Annotated in this window: 13 protein-coding genes; 8 read left to right on the top strand and 5 right to left on the bottom strand. The window is 65.1% G+C overall.

The window, feature by feature from the left end:
* Positions 1-48: 48 nt before the first annotated feature.
* The 3 genes from IPV69_RS01990 to IPV69_RS01980 form a co-directional block, all read right to left on the bottom strand.
* A complete protein-coding gene (locus IPV69_RS01990) occupies positions 49-10,335 on the bottom strand; it encodes an autotransporter-associated beta strand repeat-containing protein (RefSeq protein WP_206293240.1) in 10,287 nt (3,428 codons plus the stop codon).
* Positions 10,336-10,747: 412 nt separating this feature from the next.
* Positions 10,748-11,263: a gamma carbonic anhydrase family protein gene (locus IPV69_RS01985; RefSeq protein ID WP_206293239.1), complete on the bottom strand. Its 516-nt coding sequence runs from the start codon at positions 11,261-11,263 to the stop codon at positions 10,748-10,750.
* 107 nt (positions 11,264-11,370) lie between these two features.
* Positions 11,371-11,826 carry a response regulator gene (locus IPV69_RS01980; RefSeq protein ID WP_206293238.1) on the bottom strand — a complete coding sequence of 152 codons (456 nt, stop codon included), beginning with the start codon at positions 11,824-11,826 and terminating at the stop codon, positions 11,371-11,373.
* Positions 11,827-12,606: 780 nt separating this feature from the next.
* On the opposite strand from IPV69_RS01980, the gene IPV69_RS01975 reads away from it, so the two are divergent.
* The 3 genes from IPV69_RS01975 to IPV69_RS01965 all read left to right on the top strand — a co-directional run bounded on the left by IPV69_RS01975 (position 12,607) and on the right by IPV69_RS01965 (position 16,076).
* Positions 12,607-13,344: a PEP-CTERM sorting domain-containing protein gene (locus IPV69_RS01975; RefSeq protein WP_206293237.1), complete on the top strand. Its 738-nt coding sequence runs from the start codon at positions 12,607-12,609 to the stop codon at positions 13,342-13,344.
* A gap of 29 nt (positions 13,345-13,373) precedes the next feature.
* Positions 13,374-14,210 carry a type II secretion system protein gene (locus IPV69_RS01970; protein WP_206293236.1) on the top strand — a complete coding sequence of 279 codons (837 nt, stop codon included), beginning with the start codon at positions 13,374-13,376 and terminating at the stop codon, positions 14,208-14,210.
* Between the two features lie 120 nt (positions 14,211-14,330).
* A complete protein-coding gene (locus IPV69_RS01965) occupies positions 14,331-16,076 on the top strand; it encodes a Kelch repeat-containing protein (RefSeq protein WP_206293235.1) in 1,746 nt (581 codons plus the stop codon).
* Between the two features lie 128 nt (positions 16,077-16,204).
* Here IPV69_RS01965 and ilvA read toward each other — a convergent pair whose 3' ends face one another.
* Positions 16,205-17,407 carry a threonine ammonia-lyase gene (gene ilvA / locus IPV69_RS01960; protein ID WP_206293234.1) on the bottom strand — a complete coding sequence of 401 codons (1,203 nt, stop codon included), beginning with the start codon at positions 17,405-17,407 and terminating at the stop codon, positions 16,205-16,207.
* A 1,144-nt stretch (positions 17,408-18,551) separates the two neighbouring features.
* On the opposite strand from ilvA, the gene IPV69_RS01955 reads away from it, so the two are divergent.
* The 5 genes from IPV69_RS01955 to IPV69_RS01935 all read left to right on the top strand — a co-directional run bounded on the left by IPV69_RS01955 (position 18,552) and on the right by IPV69_RS01935 (position 21,355).
* The gene (locus IPV69_RS01955) at positions 18,552-18,980 is read left to right on the top strand and encodes a hypothetical protein (protein WP_206293233.1); all 429 of its coding nucleotides are present in this window, start codon (positions 18,552-18,554) and stop codon (positions 18,978-18,980) included.
* Positions 18,981-19,065: 85 nt separating this feature from the next.
* Positions 19,066-19,359 (top strand): hypothetical protein, encoded by a 294-nt coding sequence (locus tag IPV69_RS01950; protein ID WP_206293232.1) that lies wholly within the window; start codon positions 19,066-19,068, stop codon positions 19,357-19,359.
* A gap of 376 nt (positions 19,360-19,735) precedes the next feature.
* A complete protein-coding gene (locus IPV69_RS01945) occupies positions 19,736-20,227 on the top strand; it encodes a putative immunity protein (RefSeq protein WP_206293231.1) in 492 nt (163 codons plus the stop codon).
* 327 nt (positions 20,228-20,554) lie between these two features.
* The gene (locus tag IPV69_RS01940) at positions 20,555-20,863 is read left to right on the top strand and encodes a hypothetical protein (protein ID WP_206293230.1); all 309 of its coding nucleotides are present in this window, start codon (positions 20,555-20,557) and stop codon (positions 20,861-20,863) included.
* A 93-nt stretch (positions 20,864-20,956) separates the two neighbouring features.
* On the top strand, positions 20,957-21,355 hold the full coding sequence (locus IPV69_RS01935; RefSeq protein WP_206293229.1) for a RidA family protein: 399 nt from the start codon (positions 20,957-20,959) through the stop codon (positions 21,353-21,355).
* 160 nt (positions 21,356-21,515) lie between these two features.
* Here IPV69_RS01935 and IPV69_RS01930 read toward each other — a convergent pair whose 3' ends face one another.
* Entirely contained in the window at positions 21,516-22,994 is a 1,479-nt protein-coding gene (locus tag IPV69_RS01930) for a DUF1501 domain-containing protein (RefSeq protein WP_206293228.1), read from the bottom strand.
* Positions 22,995-23,220: the final 226 nt, after the last annotated feature.

The raw sequence follows: 23,220 nt of genomic DNA, 5'->3' as shown, positions 1-23,220 counted from the left end.
TGATCGCGTTCTTGCCGGCATGTAGCTACGAACGCATGCCCCCGGACATTAACGTCGCGAGGTCCGACGGCGACGGCGGAGCAGGCCTACGCCGGCCATGGCGGCCAGGCCGAGCGCGCTTGGCTCGGGCACGATGCTCAGCAGCACATCGTTACCGCTTCCGACCGTCAGGTTGTTGGTCGTCGAATCGACGTTGTACAACAACGTATAAACGAAGCCCGTGTTGGCGTCGGTGAAATCGAACCCGCCGGGGAGACGCGTGCTGGCCACCGGACTGTTCAGGTTGGCGCCCGTTGTGACGCCAAACGCAGGGTTCGGCTCGACGATCACGCTGGCGAATCCGCCGGTGACCGTATTAGCGGTCGAAGAGGCGTTGTTGACGATGTAGAAGCGTTCGCTGCCGTTGCCGGACAGCAGCGTGCCGAGATTGACCGCAAGGCTGGCACCCGTCAGGGTGACGGTGGAACCCGGGGAGTTCGGCAGCGCGATCTGATCATATCCACTGCCGGGAACAAGCCCGTTCACATTGACGCCCAGAACAGCAGCGGTGCTGTTGGCCATCGACAGACTGCCCACTGTCAGCACGGCGGTTTGAGCGCCCGTACCCGGGTCGCCGGGACGGATCGCGCCGCCGGCGGTGATGGAAACCGGTCCGGTGACCGTGCCCTTGCCGGCGAGGGTACCGGCCGCCGATGCCGTCGCACTGGTAATCGATCCGTTGGCGATCAGCGTGCCCGCGGTGATGCTGGTGGGCCCCGCGTAAAAGTTCGCCGCCGAGAGGGTCAGAGTTCCCGGGCCGTCCTTTGTCAGGCCCCCGCCGGTGCTCTGAACGACTGCCGTGATGCCGAGCGAACCACCGGAACCAACGGTGATGGTACGGTTCGCGCTGCCGAGTTCGATCTTGCCGGGGATCACGCCGGTCTGATTGGGGTCAACAATGATCGTATGGTTCGGCGGTCCCTGATCGAGCAGCGCCGGGCCACTGGTGATGGTGGCATTGGTACCGGGGTTGACCGTCACATTGCTGTTCAGGATCAGCCGGGCGGCGGTGAAGCGGTCGCCGCTGATGGTCAGGTTGGGGTTGCCCGCTCCGCTGAAGATGAACGATGAGACAAGGGTAATGCTGCCAGCGCCCTGGCCGGTGCTCTCGTCGCCGTGAATGGTGTTGATGCCACCGCTGATCTCCAGCGCGGGGTCGGTCGTGGCACCGTAGGTGTCGTTACCCAGCACATCATTAGAGCCACCGGTCCAGGTCGGGTCCAGGACCGTCAGGGAGCTGCCCCGCGGCGACTTGTACACGCCGCCGGAGTTGGTGAAGTGGAAGATCGTTTCGGTTTTGCCGTTGATGTCGAACGTGCCTGAAGTCATCAGGACGAAGACGGTGTCCGCCATCTGGTTGTTGCCGACAAGACGGAGCGTGCCGCCGTTGATCAGCACGTCAGGTGTGGTCTTCGAACCGACACCGTCGCCGACGATTGCATTCACGCCGGCGGTCTTGTTGAGATCGAGTGTTCCACTCTTGACCGCCGTCAGGCCGGAGAAGGTATTGGCCGTCGCACCACTGAGCGTCACCGTCCCCGTGCCGGCCTTGGTCAGGCCGCCGGTGCCGATGACCGACCCCGACAGCGTAAGGTTGTCGGTACCGCTGGACCCGATGCTGCTGGAGGTGAGCAGCGTGATGGTGCCGGCGGATTCGGCGATGCCGGTTCCGGTCAGTGCGCCCGCGCTGAGGATGCCATTGCCGCTGAGCGTGAGGCTTTCGGTGCCGATGTTAACGCCGTCGATCTGGAGATTCGCGCCGTTCGAGACGGTCGTCCCGCCGGCGGTCGCGCCCAAAGCCGAGGTGCCCTGCACCCGCAGGGAGCCGGCGGAGATGGTGGTCGGTCCGGTGTAGGCGTTGGTGGCATTGTTTAGAATCCAGGTGCCGACACCGGTCTTGGCGAGGGTGGTCGCGCCGGTGCCGTTGTCTCCGATCAGTGCCGCGAGTGTGTTGGTCCCTTTGTTCGTGCCGGTGAGCGTGAGCGTGCGAGCCGTATTGGTGCCCGACAGCGTCAGTGCCGCGGTGCCACTCAAGTTGATCGCGCCGGTGCCGGAAGCATCGAGGAAGGCGCCGGTGCCGATGGTCATCGCGCGGTTGGTGGAATCGCCGGCCCCGGTGTAACGAAGCGTCGTTCCGTTCCCCAGGACGAGATTGGCCGCGACGCCGGTCGACTGACCGATGCTGCTGGGCAGTCCCCCGTCAGCAAGCTTCGAAACGACCAGCGTGCCCGCGGCGACGTTGGTGACTCCGGTGTAGCTGCTGGCGGTGCCGCTCAGCGTGAGCGTGCCAATGCCCGACTTGGTGAGGTTGAGGCTCTGCGCGGCGTTCGTGAGTACACCGCCGAAATCGCTGGTGGCGTTGGTCGCAACGTCGGCGGCGGACGCGCCACCCACGACCAGTGTCTGCGCCGTTCCACCGGAGTTCGTCACCACACCGCCGCCTGCCAGGGTCTGCAACGCCTGGCCGAAGTTGTTCAGGTCGTAGACCGCGCCGGCGTTTACCGTCAGGAGGCTGGCGTTGGGGATGGCATTAGCGACGCCGTTCTTCAAAACGCCTTCGCTCACCACCACGCCCGCACCGTTCAGGCTGTTGGCTGCCGACGAAAGCACTAGCGTGCCAACACCGGCCTTGGTTAATGCAGTGCCTGAGGCGGTACTCGTTAAAGCGCCGCTGAGAGTCGCGGTCACGGCCGGGCTGGTGACGGTAACTGTCCGGCCGGTCGCACCCAGTCCGACGGCACCTGACAAGATCACGCTGTTGCCCGCGGTCACGCCGCCAACGGTGAAATCGCCGTTCACAACAACTGCATTGCCCACCGTGCGAACGGTTCCGTCCGACAGCAGCGTTGTTCCGCCGGCGATGCTGAGGGTTCCGGTACCGACCGGGCCGTTGGTGATGGTGGGCAGGGTACCTGCGGAGGTGGCTCCAAAGATCAGCGAGCCCTGGTCGAGATTGAATCCGGTATTGAAGGTGCTCGCGCCCGAGAGCGTCAACGAGCCGCTGCCCGTCTTGGAAATGGCTCCCCCGGCACTTGTGATGCGGGCGATGATGTTCAGGCTGTTGGTAGCGCCGACGGCGGTTGTCGTCGTGATCACCGGGGCGGCGGCGCTGAGTTGCAGTTCCGACAACGTAGCGGCGGCGGTGGTGATCAGCGGGGTGCTTGCCAGGCTGTCATTGTTAGCGGTAATCGCGTTGGCCGACGTCAGGACGAGCGTACTCAGGGCCGTCGGGGTCCCGAAGGTGAAGGTGGGATTCGCCGTCCCGCCCTGGTTGTCGAAGTTGAGGCTCGCGAGCGTCTGCGAGGTTGCACTGGCATAGTTGGCAAGGGTGACGCTGCCGCCGCCATTGATAGTGATCGCGTTCGTCGCCGCGATCTGGCCGGGATTCGCGTTCATCGTCACGGAGGCGTTGTTGACGACTAGGCCGTTGGCCGGGTTGGCGGCTGCCGGGACGGTCACAATGCCGGCCGCACCGTTGAGGTTCAGCGTACCGCCCTGGACGAACGTACCACCGGTGTACGTATTAGACGCCCCGGCTCCGACCGGCGCCAGGGCCAGCGTAGCGCCACCGCCCTTCACGAGTGCCGCCGTGCCGGTGACCTTCGCATTGAGATTGGTCGTTCCCTGGCTCACAAAGACTGTCAGGTCGGTGCCGCTGCCGCTGACGGTCGAAGTCGCGTCGGTTCCGGTGACGTTGATGGTCTGGTTGGCGTTGGTCACGATGCCCGTGCCGAACGTGATCGCCGTGGCCGCGGGCAAGGTGATGGTCTGCCCACCACCCGGTGCCATACGAAGTGAGTTCACCGACTTTGCGCCAGCGGTCAGCGTACGAGAGGTACCATCGTTGATGTTGGACGAAGCGGTCGTCGCGGCGCTGAAATCGGTTCCGCTGTAGGCGGGGGCAGCGATTCCCGCGATGGTCGAGCCCATCTCCATGACGCCGAATCCATCGACGTACGTTGCGAACGAAGAGCCGTTGGCGATCGCCCAGCCGCCGATCAGGCTGTCGACGAGATTGGCCGATGAGAAACCGCTGCCGTTCAGCTGGGTGAGGATGATTCGGCCGTTGAGGCTGAGGCCCTGTCCGCCGAGCGTTCCGTTGCTGCCGACGAAGTTGACCAGGCTCTGGTTGGCGGTGCGGGAGAGGTTGCCGATGGTGATTGCCGCCGTGCTGCCCTGGTTGGCCTGCGGGGTGACAGTCACCGTGCTGCCACCCGTGCCGACCGTTACCGTTCCGACGCTCAGCGTAGTGTCGATCGATCCGCCACCGGTCAGCGTGAGCGCACCGCCGTGAAGGATAATCGGCACGTTCGATGCCAGTCGCGTGGGGTTGAGGTTGGCCGAAGGCGTCAGCCCGGAGTTATCGACATTGAGCGTGCCGAAGTGGAGCGCGATCGACGGAGAGCTTGCGATGGACCCGCTGTCGCGCAGCTGAAGCGTGCCGCCGCGTACCGTGGTCGCGCCGACATAGCCGTTGGCGCCGGTCAGCGTGGTGGTGCTGTTGCCCGAGCGGGTAAAGGCAAGATTGCCGTTGATCTGCCCGGCAAACGTGGAGCCGGCGCCCGTTGCCGACGTCAGCGTGACAATACTGCCGCCGCTGTTGGTGATGGTTCCGGCATTGCCGGCGATCGGGTTCACGTTCTGAATGAGGCCGAACGTCTGGCTGTTGTTCTTGAGGTCGACCAGGGCCGCGGCACCGTTGATGCTCAGGGCAGAGACGCTCGGCGTGGTGGCACCGGGAACGACCGCGATCGTGTTATCGACGCCGGAGCTGAGGTTCAGCGTTCCGCCGTTCACCGATGTGTTGCCGGTGTAGAAGGCGCGATTGTTGAGGGTCAGTGTTCCTGCGTCTGACTTGACCATCCCGCCGGTGTTGCCGATCCCGAGGTACGCATTGACGTTCACGGCCGCCGAACCGACCGCGTGCACGTGCAGGGCATTACCCGCAGGCGCGTTGACCGAACCGACGTTCAATGTAAGCGTGCTGGCGTCCACCGCGAGCAGGCCGCCGGCGTTCAACTGCAACTGCAGTGGCGTGGCGTTAGGGCCGAACCTGCCGAAGGCCGTCGCGGTCGCGGCCGGCGCGCCGAGCGTGGCCGACCCGAGCGACGTCAGGCTGTTGGCAACGGTGTTGGTGGCGATCGTTTGCGAGGAACTCTCGATCCCCGCGTTTTCGATCGTGGCCCAGGTCGCGGGCGTCTTGTTCAACTCACTGCTCGCCAGCGGGCGGTAGAAGTTTGTCGCGCCTTCGCGGGCAAGAAAACCCGTGCCGGAGCCGTTGGCCAGGGCGTCGGCAAGAATGTCGGGCCGGATCGCGATGCTGGTGCTGCCGGCGACACCCGTTCCCTGGCTGCCCGGGAGGTTGGGCGTGGTCACGGCCAATGTGGCGTTGCCGTTCGCGGGCGTCGTGTTGGCCAGCTTCTGGATCACGCCGCTGCCGGTCGAGTTGACAGCAGCGAGTGTGCCAACAACCAGATTCAGTTGGGAGCCCGCGGCGGGTGCAAGGTTGATGAGCCCCCCGCCGTTCTGAACACCGAGCGTGCTGATCGTCTCGACAGTGTTCGCGCTGGCCACGCCATTGAGTACCAGCGTACCGCCCTGCAGATTGAACGTGCCGGCGGTGCTTAGGCCCAGGCGATTAGTCGTCGTCGTAGCGGTGCTGGCGAGGGTGAGGGTGCCGGCGGTGTTGACGTTGAACGTAACGGCCGAGCCCGCCGCCACAGTCGTTGCCAGCGACGGGAACGGTGCGCCGTCGCCGCTGTAGGTCAGGCCACCGCCGTTCACGGTCACGGTCCCGGACGAGCCGTTGACCGGACTCTGGGCCGAGGTGATCGTCAACGTTCCGGTGCCAATCTTCGTGAGTCCGACACCATTGGGCGTCGCGTCGTTAAATCGGCTGAACTGGCCGGCAAAGCTGGTGGACGTGTTGTCGAATCCGACGGTCAGTGTCGGCGTGCCAGTGTTGCTGAAGACCGTACCTGATCCGGTCAGCGAACCCCACGTGGTACTCGCGTTGGCGAGGTCGAGGCGGGTGCCGCTGCCGAGCGTGAGCAGCGAGAGCCGAGATCCGCCGTTGGTCACACCGATACGAACACCGCCGCTGTTGACGTTGGTCGGTCCGGTGTAGATCGACTGTGCGTTGAACTGCAGTACACCGGCGCCGGTCTTGTTGATGCCGCCGGTCGTACCGATGACGCTCTGCAAGGCCAGCGCGGCCTGGAGTGGTGCAATGTCGTTGACGCCGTTGGCATTGATTGTGTCGACGTTGACGGTATTGGGCGCGGTACCGAAATCGACGCGTCCGACGACGATGTTCGTGGACGTGACGTTCGACGATGTCGCGGTGATGCCCGACGAGCCGACGGTTAGGACGCCGGTCGCACCGCCGGGAGCAGCAGAGCCGCCGGTGGTTGTGGTCGAGGCGCCGATGCTGAACGACTGGACCGTGGGGTTGGTCACACCGCCGCCACTGTTATTGAAAACCAGTCCGGCCAGCGTGTTGTTGCCGTAGAGATTGACGACGGAGTTGCCGTTGAGGGTGACGACGTTGCCCGCGCCGATTTGCGTGGCCCGGTTGACGAGCGTCAGCGTTGCGCCATTGAGAATCAGTCCGTTCGCCGGGACGAGGCCGGTCGGGATCGGCGTGCCGGAGGCGGCATCCAGGTAGGTCGTGGACCCGTTCAGGACGGTGCCGCCGGTGTAGTTGTTGCCGGTGCTCCGGATGGTGAAGAACGTGCTGCTGTCGCCGGAGCGAATCAACCGCACGGCACCAGTGCCGTTATTGACGATGTTAGCGTCGAGAAAGATCCGCCTCGCCGTGCCGCCGTAGGTGAGGGGGTAAAGGAAGAGGTCGCCACCGGTTCCGGCCAAACCGCTGGTGATCGAGCCGTTCTGAACGAGCGTCGTCGTGTTGTCGCCGGACTGGCTGATGATCACACCGCCGCCGCGGGCGGTGAGCGTGAAACCGCCGAGGTCCAGCGTCGACGTGGCGCTGAAATTGCCCGCGAACGTGTTCATCGTTCGGTTGGCCGTCAGCAGCGCGGGGTTGGCGGTGCCGTTGGTGTTGTAGCGAATGTTGTCCGTGACGGCAGCGGTATTGGCGGTCGTGGTGGCGTAGCCGGGGAAGCCGGCGGCGTTTAACTGGCCGATGCCCAGCGTGGGGATGTGGCTGGCCCACTCGCGGTCCTGGATGGCCCAGGCGCCGATGATGTTGTTCGTCAGGCCGCCGCCCGCCGTCGCCGTGGAGACCCCGTTGATCGTCGCGAAGGTCAGCCGCGGTGTATTGCCGAGCTGGCCGTTCGAGCCCTGAAATCGCACCACGCCGGTACTGCCTGCGGCGCGAAACAGGTTGCCCGCGGACAGGACCGCAGAATTGAAACCCGTGCCGCCGACGGCGTTGAGCATCTGGTTCAGTCCGTCGGCAAACGTCACGTTGCCAATGGTCTCGGTCGAGTTGGTCTGGGCGCGACCGATGTAGTTGAAGGTGCCGCCGCGGAGCGTGATGGGAATCGGGTCGCCGATCCGGTCGGCAATGTTGGTGGTGCTGTTGATCGGGTTGCCGGCGGTCCCCGGGTTGGCACCGTTGTCCAGGGTCAGCGTGGCATACTGAACCGCGACGGCGGAGGATGACGTGATCGCGCCGAAGTCGCGCAGCAGCGTTGTATTGCCGTTGAGCAGCGTTGCGCCGGTGTAGGTCTGCGGGGTGTGGATGGACAACGTGCTTTCGCCGGAGCGTGTCACGTTTACGCTGCCGCTGATCGTGCCAGCCCAGCCGCGGGCGTTGTTGTCCTGATTGATGACCAGATTACCGGTGCCGACGCTGCTGGTGATGGTCCCGCCGGTCGGTGTCGCCACGGTGCCGGTGATGTTACCGTCGCTGAAAAGTCCGCGAACCTGCTGGGAGTTGCCGCCGAGATCGACGGTTCCATTGACCATGACGCTCAGGAAATTGTTGGCCTGGATGGTGTTCTTGCCGCCGTTGAGCACCAGCGTGCCGGCGTTGACGACCAGCTGGCCCGACATCGAGTTGACGCCCGTCGCGAGGCCAGCAATCGCCGACTGCGGCGTGCTGAGGGTGAGTGTGCCAACGCCGGCCTTCACAAAGCCGATGTTCCCGCTGGCGGTGCCGTTGCCGCCGTTGAGCAGGCTGCTGATCGTGAGGTTGCCGAGGGTCCAGACGTTGAACGGCACTGCGCCTGAAGTCTGCGCCATCACGCCGCCGCTGATCGTCGACGACCCGTCGCGAACGAGGATGCCGCCGCTGCTGCTGGTCAGCGTTTGAAGGGTGCCGGGGTTGCCGATCGTGAGGTTGGCACCACCGCTGAAGGTAATCGAGTTGGCGTTGAATCCCGCGGTGGCACCGACCACGAGCGGCCCCGCCGCCGTCAGGTTGAGGTTGGCGTTGGCGGTAGCGGCGTTCGTCGCCATTTCCGTCGTCGGGTTGAGCGCGCGCAGGACGCCGACGCTGGCATCGGCGGTCGCGAACGACAGGCCGGTGCCGCCGGCGGTGTTATCGAAAAGCGCCCAGGGAAGAATGCCCTTGTTGTTGGTGCCGATGCCACCGGTCTGGCCGACGAAGGTGAATCCACCGGCCGTGCTGTTGATCGCCGCCGATCCGCCTGCACCGGGGACCGCACGGAACAGCACACTGGCACCGGAGGGAGCCGTACCGGAGTTCTGGCTTGTCGCGGGGTTGTTCGCCGCGGCTGTGAACGTCAGGCTTGTCGTCTGCCCGGCACCACCCGTCACGTTGACGATGGAGTAGCCGCGGTTGAAGGTGGGCGCGCCGAATGTCTCACTGCTTGCCGCCGAGGCGCTGCCGATGAGGTTCAGCGTGCCGTTGGCGATGGTGATCGGCCGGCCGCCCAGGCGGTTGGCCTGGTTGGTTGTGCTGTTGTCCAGTTCCAGCGTGCCGGTGGATTGCACGACAACCCCAATGGTGGGGCTGCCCGTAAAGGTTCCGGCACCGGCGAGCGCGAGCTTACCCGCGTTGACGCGCAAGCCGGTCGCATCGCTGAGGGCTACGGTGTTGGCGTTCTGAATTGTCAGCGTGCCCGACCCGTACTTCTGGATGGAGAAGAATCCCCCCGCCGCGCCGGCCAGCGCGGTGCCGCTGATGTTGACGTTGCCACCGCCCGTGAAAAAGAGCGTGCGTGTCGTCGCTGTGCTGTTGACGATTCCGCCGGTGATGTTCAGCGTGCTGCCGGCGTCAGCGCCGATGGCGGCGTCAAAGTTCTGGGTGATCTGGCCGCTGTAGGTGTTGGTACCGGAAACGCTCTGGAGCTGCCCGCCGAAGTTAATCCCGCCGAAGCTGACGTTGTTCACGCCCTGGAGATTGAGCGGATTAGAGATGGTGACATTGTTGGCCAGCTGAAGCGCCGCGCCCGCAGACGCCGCACCCGGCGAGACGGCGATGGCGCCGGTCCCCGCCGCGAGGTTGTTGCTCAGCCGAAGGCCACCGCCGCTGACAGTGATCGCGCCGGTCATCGCGGCATTGCTGGCGGTGATCTCGACGACGCCGTTGTTGTTCTTCGTCAGCGTGTTGCTCGCCGCCGAGAAGGTGAACGGGGAGGTCAGCGTCATGACGTTGCCGGCGGACGCCTCGACGGCATTGTTGACGGCCTCAAGGCGGATGGTTCGGCCGGTCGAGAACGTCGCGATGCCGCGTAGCCCCGCACCAGAGGTCGCGGCCAGGACGTCGTTGAGGACGATCTGGTTGGAAACGGCACCGAATGCCGCATCGCTGCTTGCCGCAAGCGTTCCCTCTTCGACCAGTATTCCGCCGGCAAACTCGTTGGTGCCCGTGAGCGACAGCGTTCCGATGCCGTACTTACCCAAACCGACAGTTCCGGTCAGGGTCACGCTGATCGTGGCGTCCACGTTGGCAAAGACGTTGGGCGTGATCGAGTTGAGCTTGAGCTTGTCGGAGCTGGTCGCCCCGGCGATGACATAATTCGGTCGATCATCGAAATTCAACGTATTGACGTTGATCGTGGTACCGGCATTGAGCGTGACAGTCCCGGCTGCGCCGCCAGTCCCCTGTCCGAAGAAGACATCCGAGCCGGTGGTGTCCCCGAGAATCGTGCCGGTGTTGTTGTAGACCCGGTTACCTGTGCCGTCGAAATCGACCCAGTTGGTGTTGCCCGGAAGGAGGTTCCAGAAGCCCGAGCCGTTATCGATGACGCCGTTGCTGACCACGCCGGTGGAATCCCACCACTGCAGGTCAGGGTCGGCCGACGCCGAGACGCCTGAAAATACCACGGCCCCTGAGACGGCGGCGGCGAGTACGGAACGCACCCGGTTGCGAAGTCGACAGCCGCGACAGCCGCGACCCTTGTCCATTGGAGGGACAGGCGTACGAAACAAAAGTGCACGACCGCTGCCTCTTTGAACTGACATGTACTGCTCCTCCGAGGACCGCCTTCACACACCGATGTGACGACCGCGCGGAAAGAATCCACGGCGGGCACTGTTCGAGACTGCAACACGGCATCGCCGTGGGTCGCGAAAACTTGACTTGTTCTGGACTGACCGGTCCCGATCCGGGCCGGACTTCTCGCCACATCCGCGCAACGAACTCACGCCTGCGAACTCATGCCTGCCAGACGGCCCGAACCGCGCCGCCTGCAACTTCTCCGCTAAAACCATAGCAAAGACGACGGTCGGAAGCGACAATAATGTTACCGGACGCTGGAGCCCTTACATCCGCTCAGGGGTTCCGCGGCCGAACGTCGTCTTCGATCGTGTACCGCTCGGCCAGACCCACATAGTGCGTCGTCAACCACCGCATGTATTCCAGATCTTTCTCCGTGACCTCACGTAGGACTTTCCCGGGGACCCCTGCAACCAACATGCGATCGGGGACCTGCATCCCCGGTGGCACCACCGCTCCGGCAGCAATCAGACACTCCCTGCCGATCTGAGAGCGACTCAGCACGACCGACCCCATCCCGATCAGCGTTCCGTCCCCGACGGAACCGCCGTGCACCACCGCCCGGTGCCCGATCGTCACGTCGTTACCAATGATGTTCGGCAGACCGCTGTCGCAGTGAATGACCGCCCCGTCCTGAACGTTCACCCGCCGGCCCAGCACGATAGGCGCGACATCCCCCCGCACGACAGCCGTAAACCAGACACTGCATAACTCACCGAGCGTCACGTCGCCGCAGACGGTGGCGTTGTCGGCGAGGAACCAGTTTTCGGGGGTGCGGGAAAAGCGGGGCATGCCCCGAAATCTATCCGCAAACCCCCACAAAGCGAAAAACCCCGTCCGCACGAGCGGACGGGGTCTTGTTCCAATCTCCAAAAGCGAACGTCGCAAGACGGCAGAAGTCAGGCCGCGGCGGCGGTCGCTCGGCCGGGCAGGAAAAACCGCAGCAATCGTCCCTGAGAGCGCGACGGACGTGCCACCTCCGGCTCGTGCAGCAGGTCCGACACCGCCACATCCAGCCGCAACATCGCGTCCTGGCTGTTTCGGAAAATCACCCGGTCGGCGCCAAGATCACGCGCCTGCTGCCAGGCGATCGCATCATCGATCGCCGTGTACGCGATGATCGGCAGTTCCGACGACTTGTACGCCGACCGCACCCTGCGGATCAGTTCAAACCCGCTGAACATCGGCATCTGCAGTTCGGTGATGACCAACGACGGGTGCGGTCCGTCGTCGAACGTCAGGTCGAAATCGGTCGCGTGGACGGCCGACGCCTCCAGTTGATGCCTGCGACGCAGCCGCAACGCGGTTTCGCGGGCGGCCAATACGCAACGATCGTAAATGATCACTCGGGCCATGGGCACCCCGTGGTGAGAAGTCCAGGCGTCTCCGACCGGCCGGCGAATCCATTCACCCGAACGCCGATCGTCACGCTGAACTTCTTATCGGACGAAACATTCTCGGACCTTGAGGGCAGGAGCGGCGAAGACGGCCTTCTCCTAGAAAAACCCGGGAAATATTCGCACAGGTGGATTGACAGGCACAACGGGCACCAGTAAACCATATGCAACTGAGACTCAGTCTCATTGATTGCTCCGAAAGTTAAACGGGCGGTCGGAGCCCTCTGCAAAAGTTCTTCCGACCGCCCGATGTTTGGCGACGACCGCGAGGTCGCCGCGCGGGAATGAGTATCCCTCTGCCGGCTTTCTAGGGCAACGCCGTTTCCCGGCGCCGCCCTTGATCCGCCTCCCCGCGCGAGCGACTTCGAGCCGGCCCGGCTATTCAGCCGGACCCGATCCGGCTCACCGATCTGCCCTTCCCGGGCGGCATCAGCTCACGGTCGACCTCTGAAACTGGTCTGGCGGTGATCCGCCGACGGATTCGCACTCCGTCGCGGTGTCCCGGAGCCCTCTGCGCCGCGCCCTCACGTCGGGTGTGGGCGCGGTTTTCGACGTTCGTCGAAGGACTTCCGGACACCGCCAGACCTTCCAAACGGCGAAAGGGACCCAGCGCGAATCAGCCATCCAACGTTCACTGCAACCGCCACCCGCCTGCATCCGCCTCCGCTGGTGGCTGATCCGCCGAGTCCCTTCAACCTCCGAGTTCTTAAACCTCCTTCTGTTCATTGGAGTTCGCCGATGTCCGTTGTTCTCTCACGTACGCTCTTTCGCTCCGCCCTACCGCTTGTTGCCCTACTGCTCGGTTCCCCGGCGGTCGCCGCCCCGCAGCCTCTGAACCTTACCGGCGTCGCCCAGTACGACGGCTGGGGCAACTTCAACGCCACCACCATGCCCGGCTACGGAACCTATCCCGGTGCCAGTGCCTGGAGTTCCGGCTCCCTCGGTTCGAACCTTGCCGGCTCCGGCGACGCCGTCCTGAACCGTATCGCGGGCAGCGGCTCGTCCGGCCCTTACGTCGCCAGCTCCACCATCTACTTCGCCGGCGCCGGCACGCTTTCAGTCACCGATGCCTCTCCGGTCGCCAACCTCAAGACAGTCGTCTTCCAGATCGACCTCGGCCCCGGCTCCGGCAGCGGATTCACCGCCGAGCCGACCCTCACCTACAACGGCATTACCGCCGGCCCGACGCCGCGAAAGCTCGAGCTCGACGGCGGCATCGGCGCTCTCGACCCCGACGGCAATCCCGCCACCACGACCACATTGCTCTACCAGTGGGATCTGACCGGCATCACGGGCATCACCTCCTACGGCGTGCAGTGGTCGAACACGCAGCACACGCAGCTCTACGCGATGCGGCTCGACCAATCCGACACGGTCACTGCCGTCCCCGAGCCGGCCGCCCTGGCGCCGCTGCTGCTCGGCACTGTCGCTTTGCTTCGCCGGCGCAGCCGAAACAGCCGACCTGCCGCCCTGTGATCGCCCTTCTCACCAGCCAGGAGCACGCCATGCCAACTCCCTTGTTTTCTCAGCATCAAACACCGATTACCCATCACCGCCCCACCGCTTTCACCCTGATCGAACTGCTCGTCGTCGTCGGCATCATGGGCGTTCTGACCAGCATCCTGCTGCCGGCGGTCGGGCGGGCCAGATCGCAGGCCAGATTGGTCCGCGAAGTCGCCGCCGCCCGAACGCTCGGCCAAGCCTATCTCGCCTACGCCGCCGCCAACGAAGGCCGCCTCATGCCCGGTCACGTGACGACCGCGCCCCAGCTGAAAGACGATCAGGGCAAGCCGCTGACTCCGCTGGAAGCCGGGAAGCGCTGGCCTTGGCGGCTTGCGGTCTATACCGGCGGCGGTGTCGACGGCATCCTCTTGGTCAACGACCAGTCCGACGCCCTCATGAACAACCGCGCCGACTCGGGCTGGGGCTACTCCGTCAGCCTCAATCCCAGCTTCGGTCTGAACTACTTCCATCTCGGCGGCGACCAGACCGCCCCGGCGAACAACGCGCCCGGCTGCGTCACCCGCCTGAGTCAGGTCATCCGCCCCTCGCAGATGGTGGCGTTTGCTTCGTCGCGATTCGTCGGCACGAAGGGGTTCTTCCGCGTCGTCGCGCCGACGCACCCCTCCGGATACAGCGCCACCGGCTGGACGCCCAACGCGTTCGACGAAGCCGAAGAACCCGCCGCCTGGGGTTACGTCGACTTCCGCTGGAGCGGCCGGGCCGTCTGCGCCATGCTCGACGGCCACGCCGAGGCCCTTCGCCTCGACGAACTTCGCGACATGACCCGCTGGTCGAACGAGGCCGCCCGCACCAATAATCCGGCGTGGAAGTTTCCCTGACGCGACATCTGTCGCGCTGGCTCCTTTACTAGCTCCTGCAATCGTCCGCTCTGAAAAAACCCGACCGCTGCCGCCCGGCACCCGTACGCCCGCGGCAGATGGCAATGACTGAGGTTGATCATGCTTCATCGCACCCTCGCCCCGATCGTTACGCCCGTTCTCACCCTGGCGCTCGTCCTCCTGCTCGGCCCGGCGGCACACGCCCACTTCATCTTCGTCGTCCCCGAAGCCGGCGGCGACAAGGCGAAGGTGATCATGTCCGAAGACCTCACGCCCGATCCCGAGGTCAAGATCGACATCATCGCCGGCGCGAAGCTGTCGCTCCTCACCGCCGCCGGCGACGTGACGCCGGTGACGCTCGACAACAAGGTCGAAGCCGCGTTCCTGATCGACCTCCCGGGGCAGGGCACCCGCGTCGTATTCGGGTCGGCGATGCTCGGCGTCCGCCAGAAGGGCGACGCCAAGCCCTACCTGCTCGCGTACTACCCCAAGACCATCGTCGGCGACGCGTTCGACCCCAAGGCCACCCTCGGCGACAAGTCGCCGGTCGAGCTCATCCCCGTAAACGACGGCGGCAAGCTCCGCCTGAAGTTCGTCGCTGCCGGCAAGCCTGTCGAAGGCGCCGAGATCACGCTGATCCTGCCAGACGGCTCGACCAGGAAGCCGAAGACCGACAAGGACGGCCTGACCGAATCGTTCGAAGCCAAAGGCCGCTACGGCGCCTGGACCAAGACCGCCGAGCCCGCCGTCGGCGAGCACAACGGGAGCAAGTACGAAGAGGTCCGCCGCTACGCGATGCTGGTGATGGACACCACCGCCCCTGCCGTCACGGCTGCCCCGGCCGCCGCCGCGATCAACACCGCCAAGGCCGCGCCGCAGCGCATCCCCAGCCACGGGATGGCGCTGTCCGGCATGCCCGCGACGCCGGCAAAAATCGACGCCGTCAGGTACCCCGCCGCGTTGCCGATCGCGACCTCCAGCTTCGGTGCCGCGGCGCTCGACGGCTTCCTGTACTACTACGGCGGGCATGTCTCGCGCACCCATAGCTACTCCGTCGAAGCAGTCACCGGACAGTTCGCCCGCCTCAACCTCGCCGACAAATCCGCCAAGTGGGAAACACTCCCCGGCGGGCCCGGACTCCAGGGCATGAACCTGGTCGCTCACGGCGGCAAGATCTACCGCGTCGGCGGCATGGCCCCGCGCAACTTCCCGGGCACCAGGGCCCAGCTCTATTCCGTCGCCGATGTCGTCCGCTTCGACCCGGCCACCAAAACCTGGGACGCCCTGCCCTCGCTCCCCGAGCCCCGCTCGTCGCACGACATCGTCACGGTCGGTGATACGCTCGTCGTCGTCGGCGGGTGGAACATGAACGCCCAGAGCGGCAACACCTGGTCCGACACCACCCTCACGCTCGATCTCAAATCCGACAAGCCGCAGTGGAAGCCGATCAAGCAACCGTTCATCCGCCGGGCACTCATCGCCACCGTCCATGAAGGCTTGGTGTATGTCATCGGCGGCCTCGACGAAGACTCGGACACCAGCAAGAACGTCGACATCCTCAACCCCGCGACCGGCGAATGGTCCACCGGCCCGGAACTGCCGGGCAAAACCATCAACGGCTTCTCACCCGCCGCCTGCGTACATAACGACCGGCTCTACGTCAGCGTCGCAGACGGCACGATGTACGTACTGAGCGCCGACCGCAAAGCCTGGGAGAAAGTCGGCGTCGCAACGCCTCGCATCGTCCACCGGCTGATCCCCCACGGCCCTGACATCCTGATCGTCGGCGGCGCGATGCGCGGCGAAAACCTGGACCTGATCGAATCGCTGACGGTGGCACGCAAGGACGCGGCAGAGGCAAAATGATCCGCCCGCCCTCTGCTCCCTCTCCACCGTACTCGGGGGAGAGGGTTGGGGTGAGGGGCCGAACGTCGGGCGTCTTAGTTTGCTGTTAACGCGACGATTGTCATCTTCATCCCTCGTTGCGCAGCCGTTCACACCCCGATCCCCGCCTGCCGGATCGCCTCGTGAACCTCGGCGACGTGCTGCGCGTCGCGCGTTTCCATCACCACGCGCACCGTCACCTTGGCGATATCCGCCGGCCCGAAGTGCCGGTCGTGCTCGACCTCCTTCACGCTCGCGCCGGCGGCGGCGATGACGTTCAGCAGCCTTACCAGGCCACCCGGCCGGTCGTCGATGCTCGCGACGATCCGGCACAGCCGGCCGTCGGCGGCCATGCCGCGTTCAATAATCCGGCCGATCACCGTCACGTCGATGTTCCCGCCGCACAGGCACAGCACGACCTTCTTCCCCTCCAGCCCGTGCGGTCGCCGCATGACCGCCGCCAGCGGCACCGCGCCGGCCCCTTCGACGACCAGCTTCTCGTGCTCCATCAGCCGAAGGATCGCCCGCGCCACCTGCTCCTCGTCCACCATCACCAGTTCGTCGATCACCTTCCGGGCAATCTCGAACGGCAGCTTGCCGATCTCGGCGATCGCCAGGCCGTCGGCGAGCGTGGGCCTGGTATCAATCCGGACGACCCGGCCGGCGTCCAGGCTCGCCTTGAAGGTCGGCGCGTTCTCCGTCTCCACCGCAATCACCCGCACCGACGGCTTGATCGCCTTGATCGCCAGCCCCGCCCCCGCCACCAGTCCCCCGCCGCCGACCGGGATGATCACCGCATCCACATCCGGCACGTCTTCGAGGATTTCCAGTCCCATCGTCCCCGCGCCGGCGATGATCGCCGGATCGTCGAACCCGGGGATGTAGGTCTTGCCGGTGGACGCCGACAGCTCCAGCGCGTGCTTCTTCGCCTGGTCGTAAGACTCGCCGTGCAGAATGATCTCGGCCTCGTTGGCCCGGCAGTTGGACACCTTCACCAGCGGCGCCCACTTCGGCATGACGACTGTCACCTTCACGCCAAGCAACTGCCCGTGATAGCTCAGCCCCAGGGCATGGTTCCCGGCCGAAGCGCAGATGACGCCGCGCTCTTTCTCTTCTGGTGTCAGCAGAAGCAACTTGTTCCGCGCCCCGCGTTCCTTAAACGACCCGGTGTGCTGCAAGTGATCCAGCTTGCAGTAGATCTCCGCCCCCGTCAGCCGCGACAGCGACAGCGAGTAAGGACACGGGCTGTGGTAGATGTCATCCCCCAGCCGGGTGCGGGCGGCCTGAATGTCGGCGAGCGTCACGGTGGTCATGGTGCGGGATTGTGAAAGGTTGAAGGCGGATTGTCGATTGGCGAAGGTCGACGGTTGTTGATGGGCCTGTCGGGAACGATCGGTCGCCACTCGGCTTCGCCGAACGAACCCGGCGCAAGATGGCCGAACGAACCCGAGGCCGAAGGCGAACATCGAACATCGAACACCCAACATCGAACACCGAATCGGCAAGCGCAGATTGCCGAACGAACCCGGCGCAACCGCGCCGAATGAACCCGAGGCGACCGTAGGGTGGGGTTCACCCCACCGCACCCCGTAGACCACCGGCGATGTTCCCGCCGTCCGACGTTCCGTCCCGCGCCGAACGAACCCGGCGTGGTCGGACGACGCTCGATCAGGGCGACCAACCCGCCCGGGGACGCTCCGCTTCGCGTCGCGGCTAACCCATCGCCGGAAGCACATAACCCGTCGTCGCAAGTGCACAACCGTCGTCGCGGAGCGCGTGCAGGGTTCGTTCCATCCCACGAAGATGGTTAGCCGCGACGCGGAGCGGAGCGTTCGCGCGATATCGCCGAACGAACCCAAGTGATCGATCAGCCTGCCCACGTCGTCTCTCGCGTCTCCAAGTCTCCGCTTCTCCAACACACCAACACCACCACCCCAGCCCGACCGACACCGATCGTCCAGGGACGGCCATCTCCACGGAGTACACGCTGAAGGCCGACGGATCACACCCGCGGACCGGCGCATGGAGGAAGGGCGCCGCCCGTCCCAGGGCGACGCCGAATATTGTTTTATTTATGTTAGGTACGCGGCCTTGGAATACAAGCGAAATCCGCCCGGCGCCAGTCGTTCGGATTCCGGGTGGCATGGGCAAGCGTACCCGCTTGCCCGTGGCGATCGCCGACCGACGCCCGTCCCGGGCAAAGGGCACCGTCGCCATGCCATCCGAAATCGGCCCGGCCGCCAGGAGTCCTCGGTACGCCCGTGACCACCCAGCCCCGCCGGCCCGCCTGGAAACTGGAGGCGTTGCGCCACGCCGCGGAAGCCCCGCCGTCCGGCGGAGCCGCCCAGAGGAGCCATCCGGCAAGCCCGATCAAGCCGTTCGAGGGGGTCGGCGCATTGAGGGCAGTATTTCTGTTCAGGGACAACTCGATAGTCTTCTCGCGGACTTGCGATTGGCTTGTTGGCGAGAACGAACGAGAACTACCTTCGCTGGAAGTTCGGCCACTGGGTCGTCAAAGGGTACACGCCGAACGTCACACTTGTCGCGCCCGGCCAAGACGCGGGCATCGCATTGGAGCCGGGCGAGTCGCCGATCGCGTGGGTCGCGCTAGTCGCGGCGTCGGACCCGCTGCTGCTCACGGACGTTCGCCTTATTCAGAGCGGCCAGGCGCTTGTCCGGTTCGATGACGTAGCCGCGTGCATTTGGATCGATAGGGATGACGAGACGGCCGCGAAGCTGAAGACAGAGAAGTTCCACCGCTTGATCCTCGAACTGCGCGAGGGGCGCGAAGTCGTGATCGAGGGCTTGGGCCAAGCAGTGTTCCCGCTCCTGAACTTCTTCTGGAACAAGCTGGGCCGATACAGCGGCCGCGCGGCGGTGGGATAACCCTGCACTGTACCGGCCCGGCGGAACGGTCCTAGTGATTCGAGTGCTGGTCGGTGCCGGGCCGGCCAGTGAATGTCAGTCCGCTATGCCTCGCGACGACCAGCATTTTCAGAAGGCCCTTTACCTGCTCGACCGGGGTGAGGTCGAACGTGGGGAAGCCCTCCTTCGTCAAGTGCTCGATGCCGCGGAGCGAGCCGAAGACTTAGCGTTGCAATCAACCGCGCAATTGTGCCTGGGCAAGTTGCTGGTTGAATTGGATCGAGTGCCTGAGGCAGTCGCTCACCTGAAGCGGGTTGCCGCACTCGACGAGTACGACGATCTTGTTGCACACGAGCGACGCAAGGCAATCGAGCTTCTACGGAAGACCGGCGTGGCATAACCGCGCGCTTGAACGGACCGAGAGCGCGAAATGGGCGGGTGGCGTCTCGACGGACGACGATGTGTGCCATGCCCACGCAGCGCGATGGCTCTCGAACGTAAAAGACCGTCCCGCGTGGGCATGGGGCGGACGTCGCGGGTCCCCGAGTCGCATGCCCACGCGGGAGACGTTCGCGAAGTTCCAGAGCTGTTGAGCGGCGTGGGCATGGCACCCGAGATTTCTGTGAACATGCCACCGGCGGTAGCGGCAGGCTTGGCGTCATCGCTCACGCGGGATGGCGAGCCGTGGGCGACGTACGCCCACCCTACGAGCTATCATTTGCGCGCCAAAGACGCGCTGACATCCGCCCCGAGATCGACGACAGTGATCGTCGATCATGCGGGACCGCCGATTCATCGCCGAACATCGTGGCGGGCCGCTGGCCCGGCGGCACCACCAACTGTTGTCGGCCTGGGCGGCGGATTGTGGCGAGCATGTGCTGCCGCTGTTCCTGGCCCATGCCACCGGCGACGACCGGCCGCGACGCGCGATCGACACCGCCCGGGCGTGGGCCCGGGGCGAGGTTCGGGTGGGCGTCGCCCAGAAGGCGGCCGTCGCGTCGCACGCCGCCGCCAGGCAATGCATCGCCGCCGGGAGCGACCCCTCGGCGGTTGCCGCCGCAAGGTCCGCCGGCCACGCCGTCGCGACCGCCCATTTTGCCGATCACAGCTTGGGCGCGGCCGTCTATGCTCTCAAGGCGGTCCACGCCGCCGGCCAGGATGTCGCCGCGGAAAGGTCATGGCAGATCGAGCGTCTTCCCGCCGAGGTGAGCGACCTGGTCATCGCCGCCCTGCAAACCGACCGCATGAAGCGGGCGGGGCCGAGGTAGGGTGGGCGTATGTCGCCCACGTGACACGCTTCGTCCACGTGACACGCTGAACCGTGGGCGACGTACGCCCACCCTACGAAGCTAAGAAGTCTCGTGTATGGGAGCGCGAGCGACCCCGCTGAAAGAACCTTCATGTTTAACGGCGTAACCAAGTTCTTCCGCAAACTCGGTCAAGACCCTGTTGCGGACTGGCCATTACCACGGGCCAACCACATTGTCATTGACACAACCGTCCAGACGGTTTGCGACGTGCGCCTGCCTTGTGACCCCGCGCAACTCCGCACAATTGGCAGACCATCGAACCGACATTCCTTTATCGAGAAGGTCGTGCGCTACAACACGCTAGGCGCGATGTTCTGGCTCGACCGCGACGGCCGAGTGTGTGATGTCGGCGTTTGCTTGATCGACTCGGGCGGTGACGGTCCACCCGCTCGGCGGTGTGATGTCATCGGCCAGAACGGTTACTGCGAGTTGGTGCCGGGATCGCATGTCGACACCCTTAATACTGCAGTGGGCAACGGCCGGACCGACGGCCGGAGCGAACCGGTTTGGACGTTCAATCTAGGTCTGTTCGACATCACCGCGGAGTGCGCGTCGGACGGCACGTTGCGATACATCCACTACTTTGCGGTCTAGCTCGGGAGCAAGTTTCTCGGCATTGCGGCACGCTGAACCGTGGGCGACGTACGCCCACCCTACGAACGACAAACGCCGAAGGACAAACCAACCATGCATACCCGCCACGCCATCTTCCCCGACCGTCCGCACGCCCTGTACAAACAGCATGGCTACTCCCCCGCCATTCAGTCCGGTGACCTGCTGTTCGTCTCCGGCATGGTCGGCGCCCGCGAAGACGGAACGCCGGAGCCCGTCCTGGATGCCCAGATTCAGCTCGCCTTCGACAGCCTGGAAGCGGTGCTCACCAAGGCCGGCTGTACGTTCGATGACGTGATCGACCTGACGATGTTTCTCGTCGACCCCGAGGCGTCTGCCGGCCTGATGATCGCCGCGTTGGCCAAGGCTTTTCCCCGCGAGCCCAAGCCCAACGCGACAGCGGTCGGCGTGACGTGGCTGTCGGGATTTCAGTTCGAGATCAAGGTAATCGCCCGCATCCCGCCGAAATCGTAGGGTGGGCGTACTCGCCCACGCGGGACGGTGAGGTCGCGAGAGACGGGTAAACCGTGGGCAACGTACTCGCCCACGCCTGGCCGTGCCGCATGAACGGGTTACGGACCCGCGTGGGCGAGTACGCCCACCCTACAATTGACCACGTGCCCAAGTCGTCCCCTCACGCCAGCAACTTCTCCACCACATGCCCCTTCACATCCGTCAGGCGGTAATCCCGGCCTTGGAATCTGAAGGTGAGCTTGGTGTGTTCCAAGCCCAACAGATGAAGCATCGTCGCGTGGAGGTCGTGGACGTGCATGGCGTCTTCCACCGGGGCGAAGCCGAACTCGTCGGTCTTGCCGACGATCGTGCCGGGCTTGGTGCCGCCGCCGGCGAGCCACATTGTCGTGCAGTCGATGTGGTGGTTGCGGCCGGTCTTGTCGCGGACTTCGCCCATCGGCGTGCGGCCGAACTCGCCGCCCCAGACGACCAGGGTGTCTTCCAGTAGCCCCCGGCTCTTGAGGTCTTTGATCAGCGCGGCGCACCCCTGATCGACGGCGCGGGTGACGGTGTCGAAGTCGGATTCGAGGTTCTCGCCGGGGCCGCCGTGACTGTCCCAGTTGGTGTGGTAGAGCTGCACGAACCGCACGCCCCGCTCGACCAGCCGGCGGGCGAGCAGGCAGTTGGCGGCGAACGACGGCTTGCCCGGCTCGACGCCGTAGAGATCGAGCGTGGCTTTGCTCTCGTTATTGAGGTCGATCAGCTCGGGGGCGCTGGTCTGCATGCGGTACGCCATCTCGTACTGGCTGATGCGGGTCTGGATTTCGGGATCTCCGGTGGCGGCGAGCCGGCGGAGGTTCAGTTCGCGGACGGCGTCGATCGTATCGCGCTGCCGCGCGGCGGAGATGCCGGCCGGGCTGGTGAGGTTGACGATCGGCTCTCCGGTGCCGCGGAAGGGGACGCCCTGAAAAGCTGTCGGCAGGAAGCCGCTGGCCCAGTTGACCGCCCCGCCGCGTGGCCCGCGCGGGCCCGATTGCAGGACGACGAAGCCGGGCAGATCGTGGCATTCGCTGCCGATGCCATAGGTCACCCAGGATCCCATGCTCGGCCGGCCGCCCTGGGCACTGCCGGTGTTCAGGAAGAGCTTGGCCGGGGCGTGGTTGAAGACGTCGGTGCCGACGGTGTGCACCAGCGTGATGTCGTCCACAATGCCGGCGGTATGGGGGAAGCATTCCGATACCCACGCCCCGCTCTGGCCGTGCTGCTTGAAGGCGCGCTTGGTGCCCAGCAGCTTGGGGCGATCCTTCCCGGCGAAGGAGTTCATGAAGGCAAACCGCCTGCCCTTGATGTAACTCTCGGGGATCGGCTGGCCGCTGAGCTCGACGAGCCTGGGCTTGTAGTCGAAGAGTTCGAGCTGGCTGGGCCCGCCGGCCATGAACAAGTAAATGACATTCTTGGCCTTGGCGGCGTGATGGCCTTTTCGCGGTGTCAGCGGGTTGGCGGGGTCGATCACCGGGCCGGCGTGGGCGGGCGGCGCGGCCGAGGCCAGCCCCTGGTCGGCCATCAGGGACGCCAAGGCAACCGAGCCCAGCCCCAGTCCGCAGCGGCCGAACAGGTGGCGGCGGGTGAGTTCACGGAGGTTTTCAGGGTCGCTTTGCATGGTGATCAGATCGGGTGAGCCGAGTCGTCATCAGAAGAACACGCCTGGGTGCATTTTGTTGGCAGTCCGCCGGGCAGCAAACGGAATTCCGCTTTAAATCTGAACAGTCGGCGATGGCGGCCGCGTCAGGAGAGTAGGTAGGATACCTGCGGGCATCGAGCTGGCGAACGCCGATTCGATACCCGCCGCCTGAGAAACAACACTTCGTGTCGAATCCACAAGGTGT

Origin of the sequence: Humisphaera borealis (assembly GCF_015169395.1) — a bacterium.
GTDB classification, from domain to species: Bacteria; Planctomycetota; Phycisphaerae; order Tepidisphaerales; family Tepidisphaeraceae; genus Humisphaera; species Humisphaera borealis.
The sequence above is the reverse complement of the archived record's forward strand: the minus strand, read 5'-3'. Positions and strand labels throughout refer to the sequence as shown.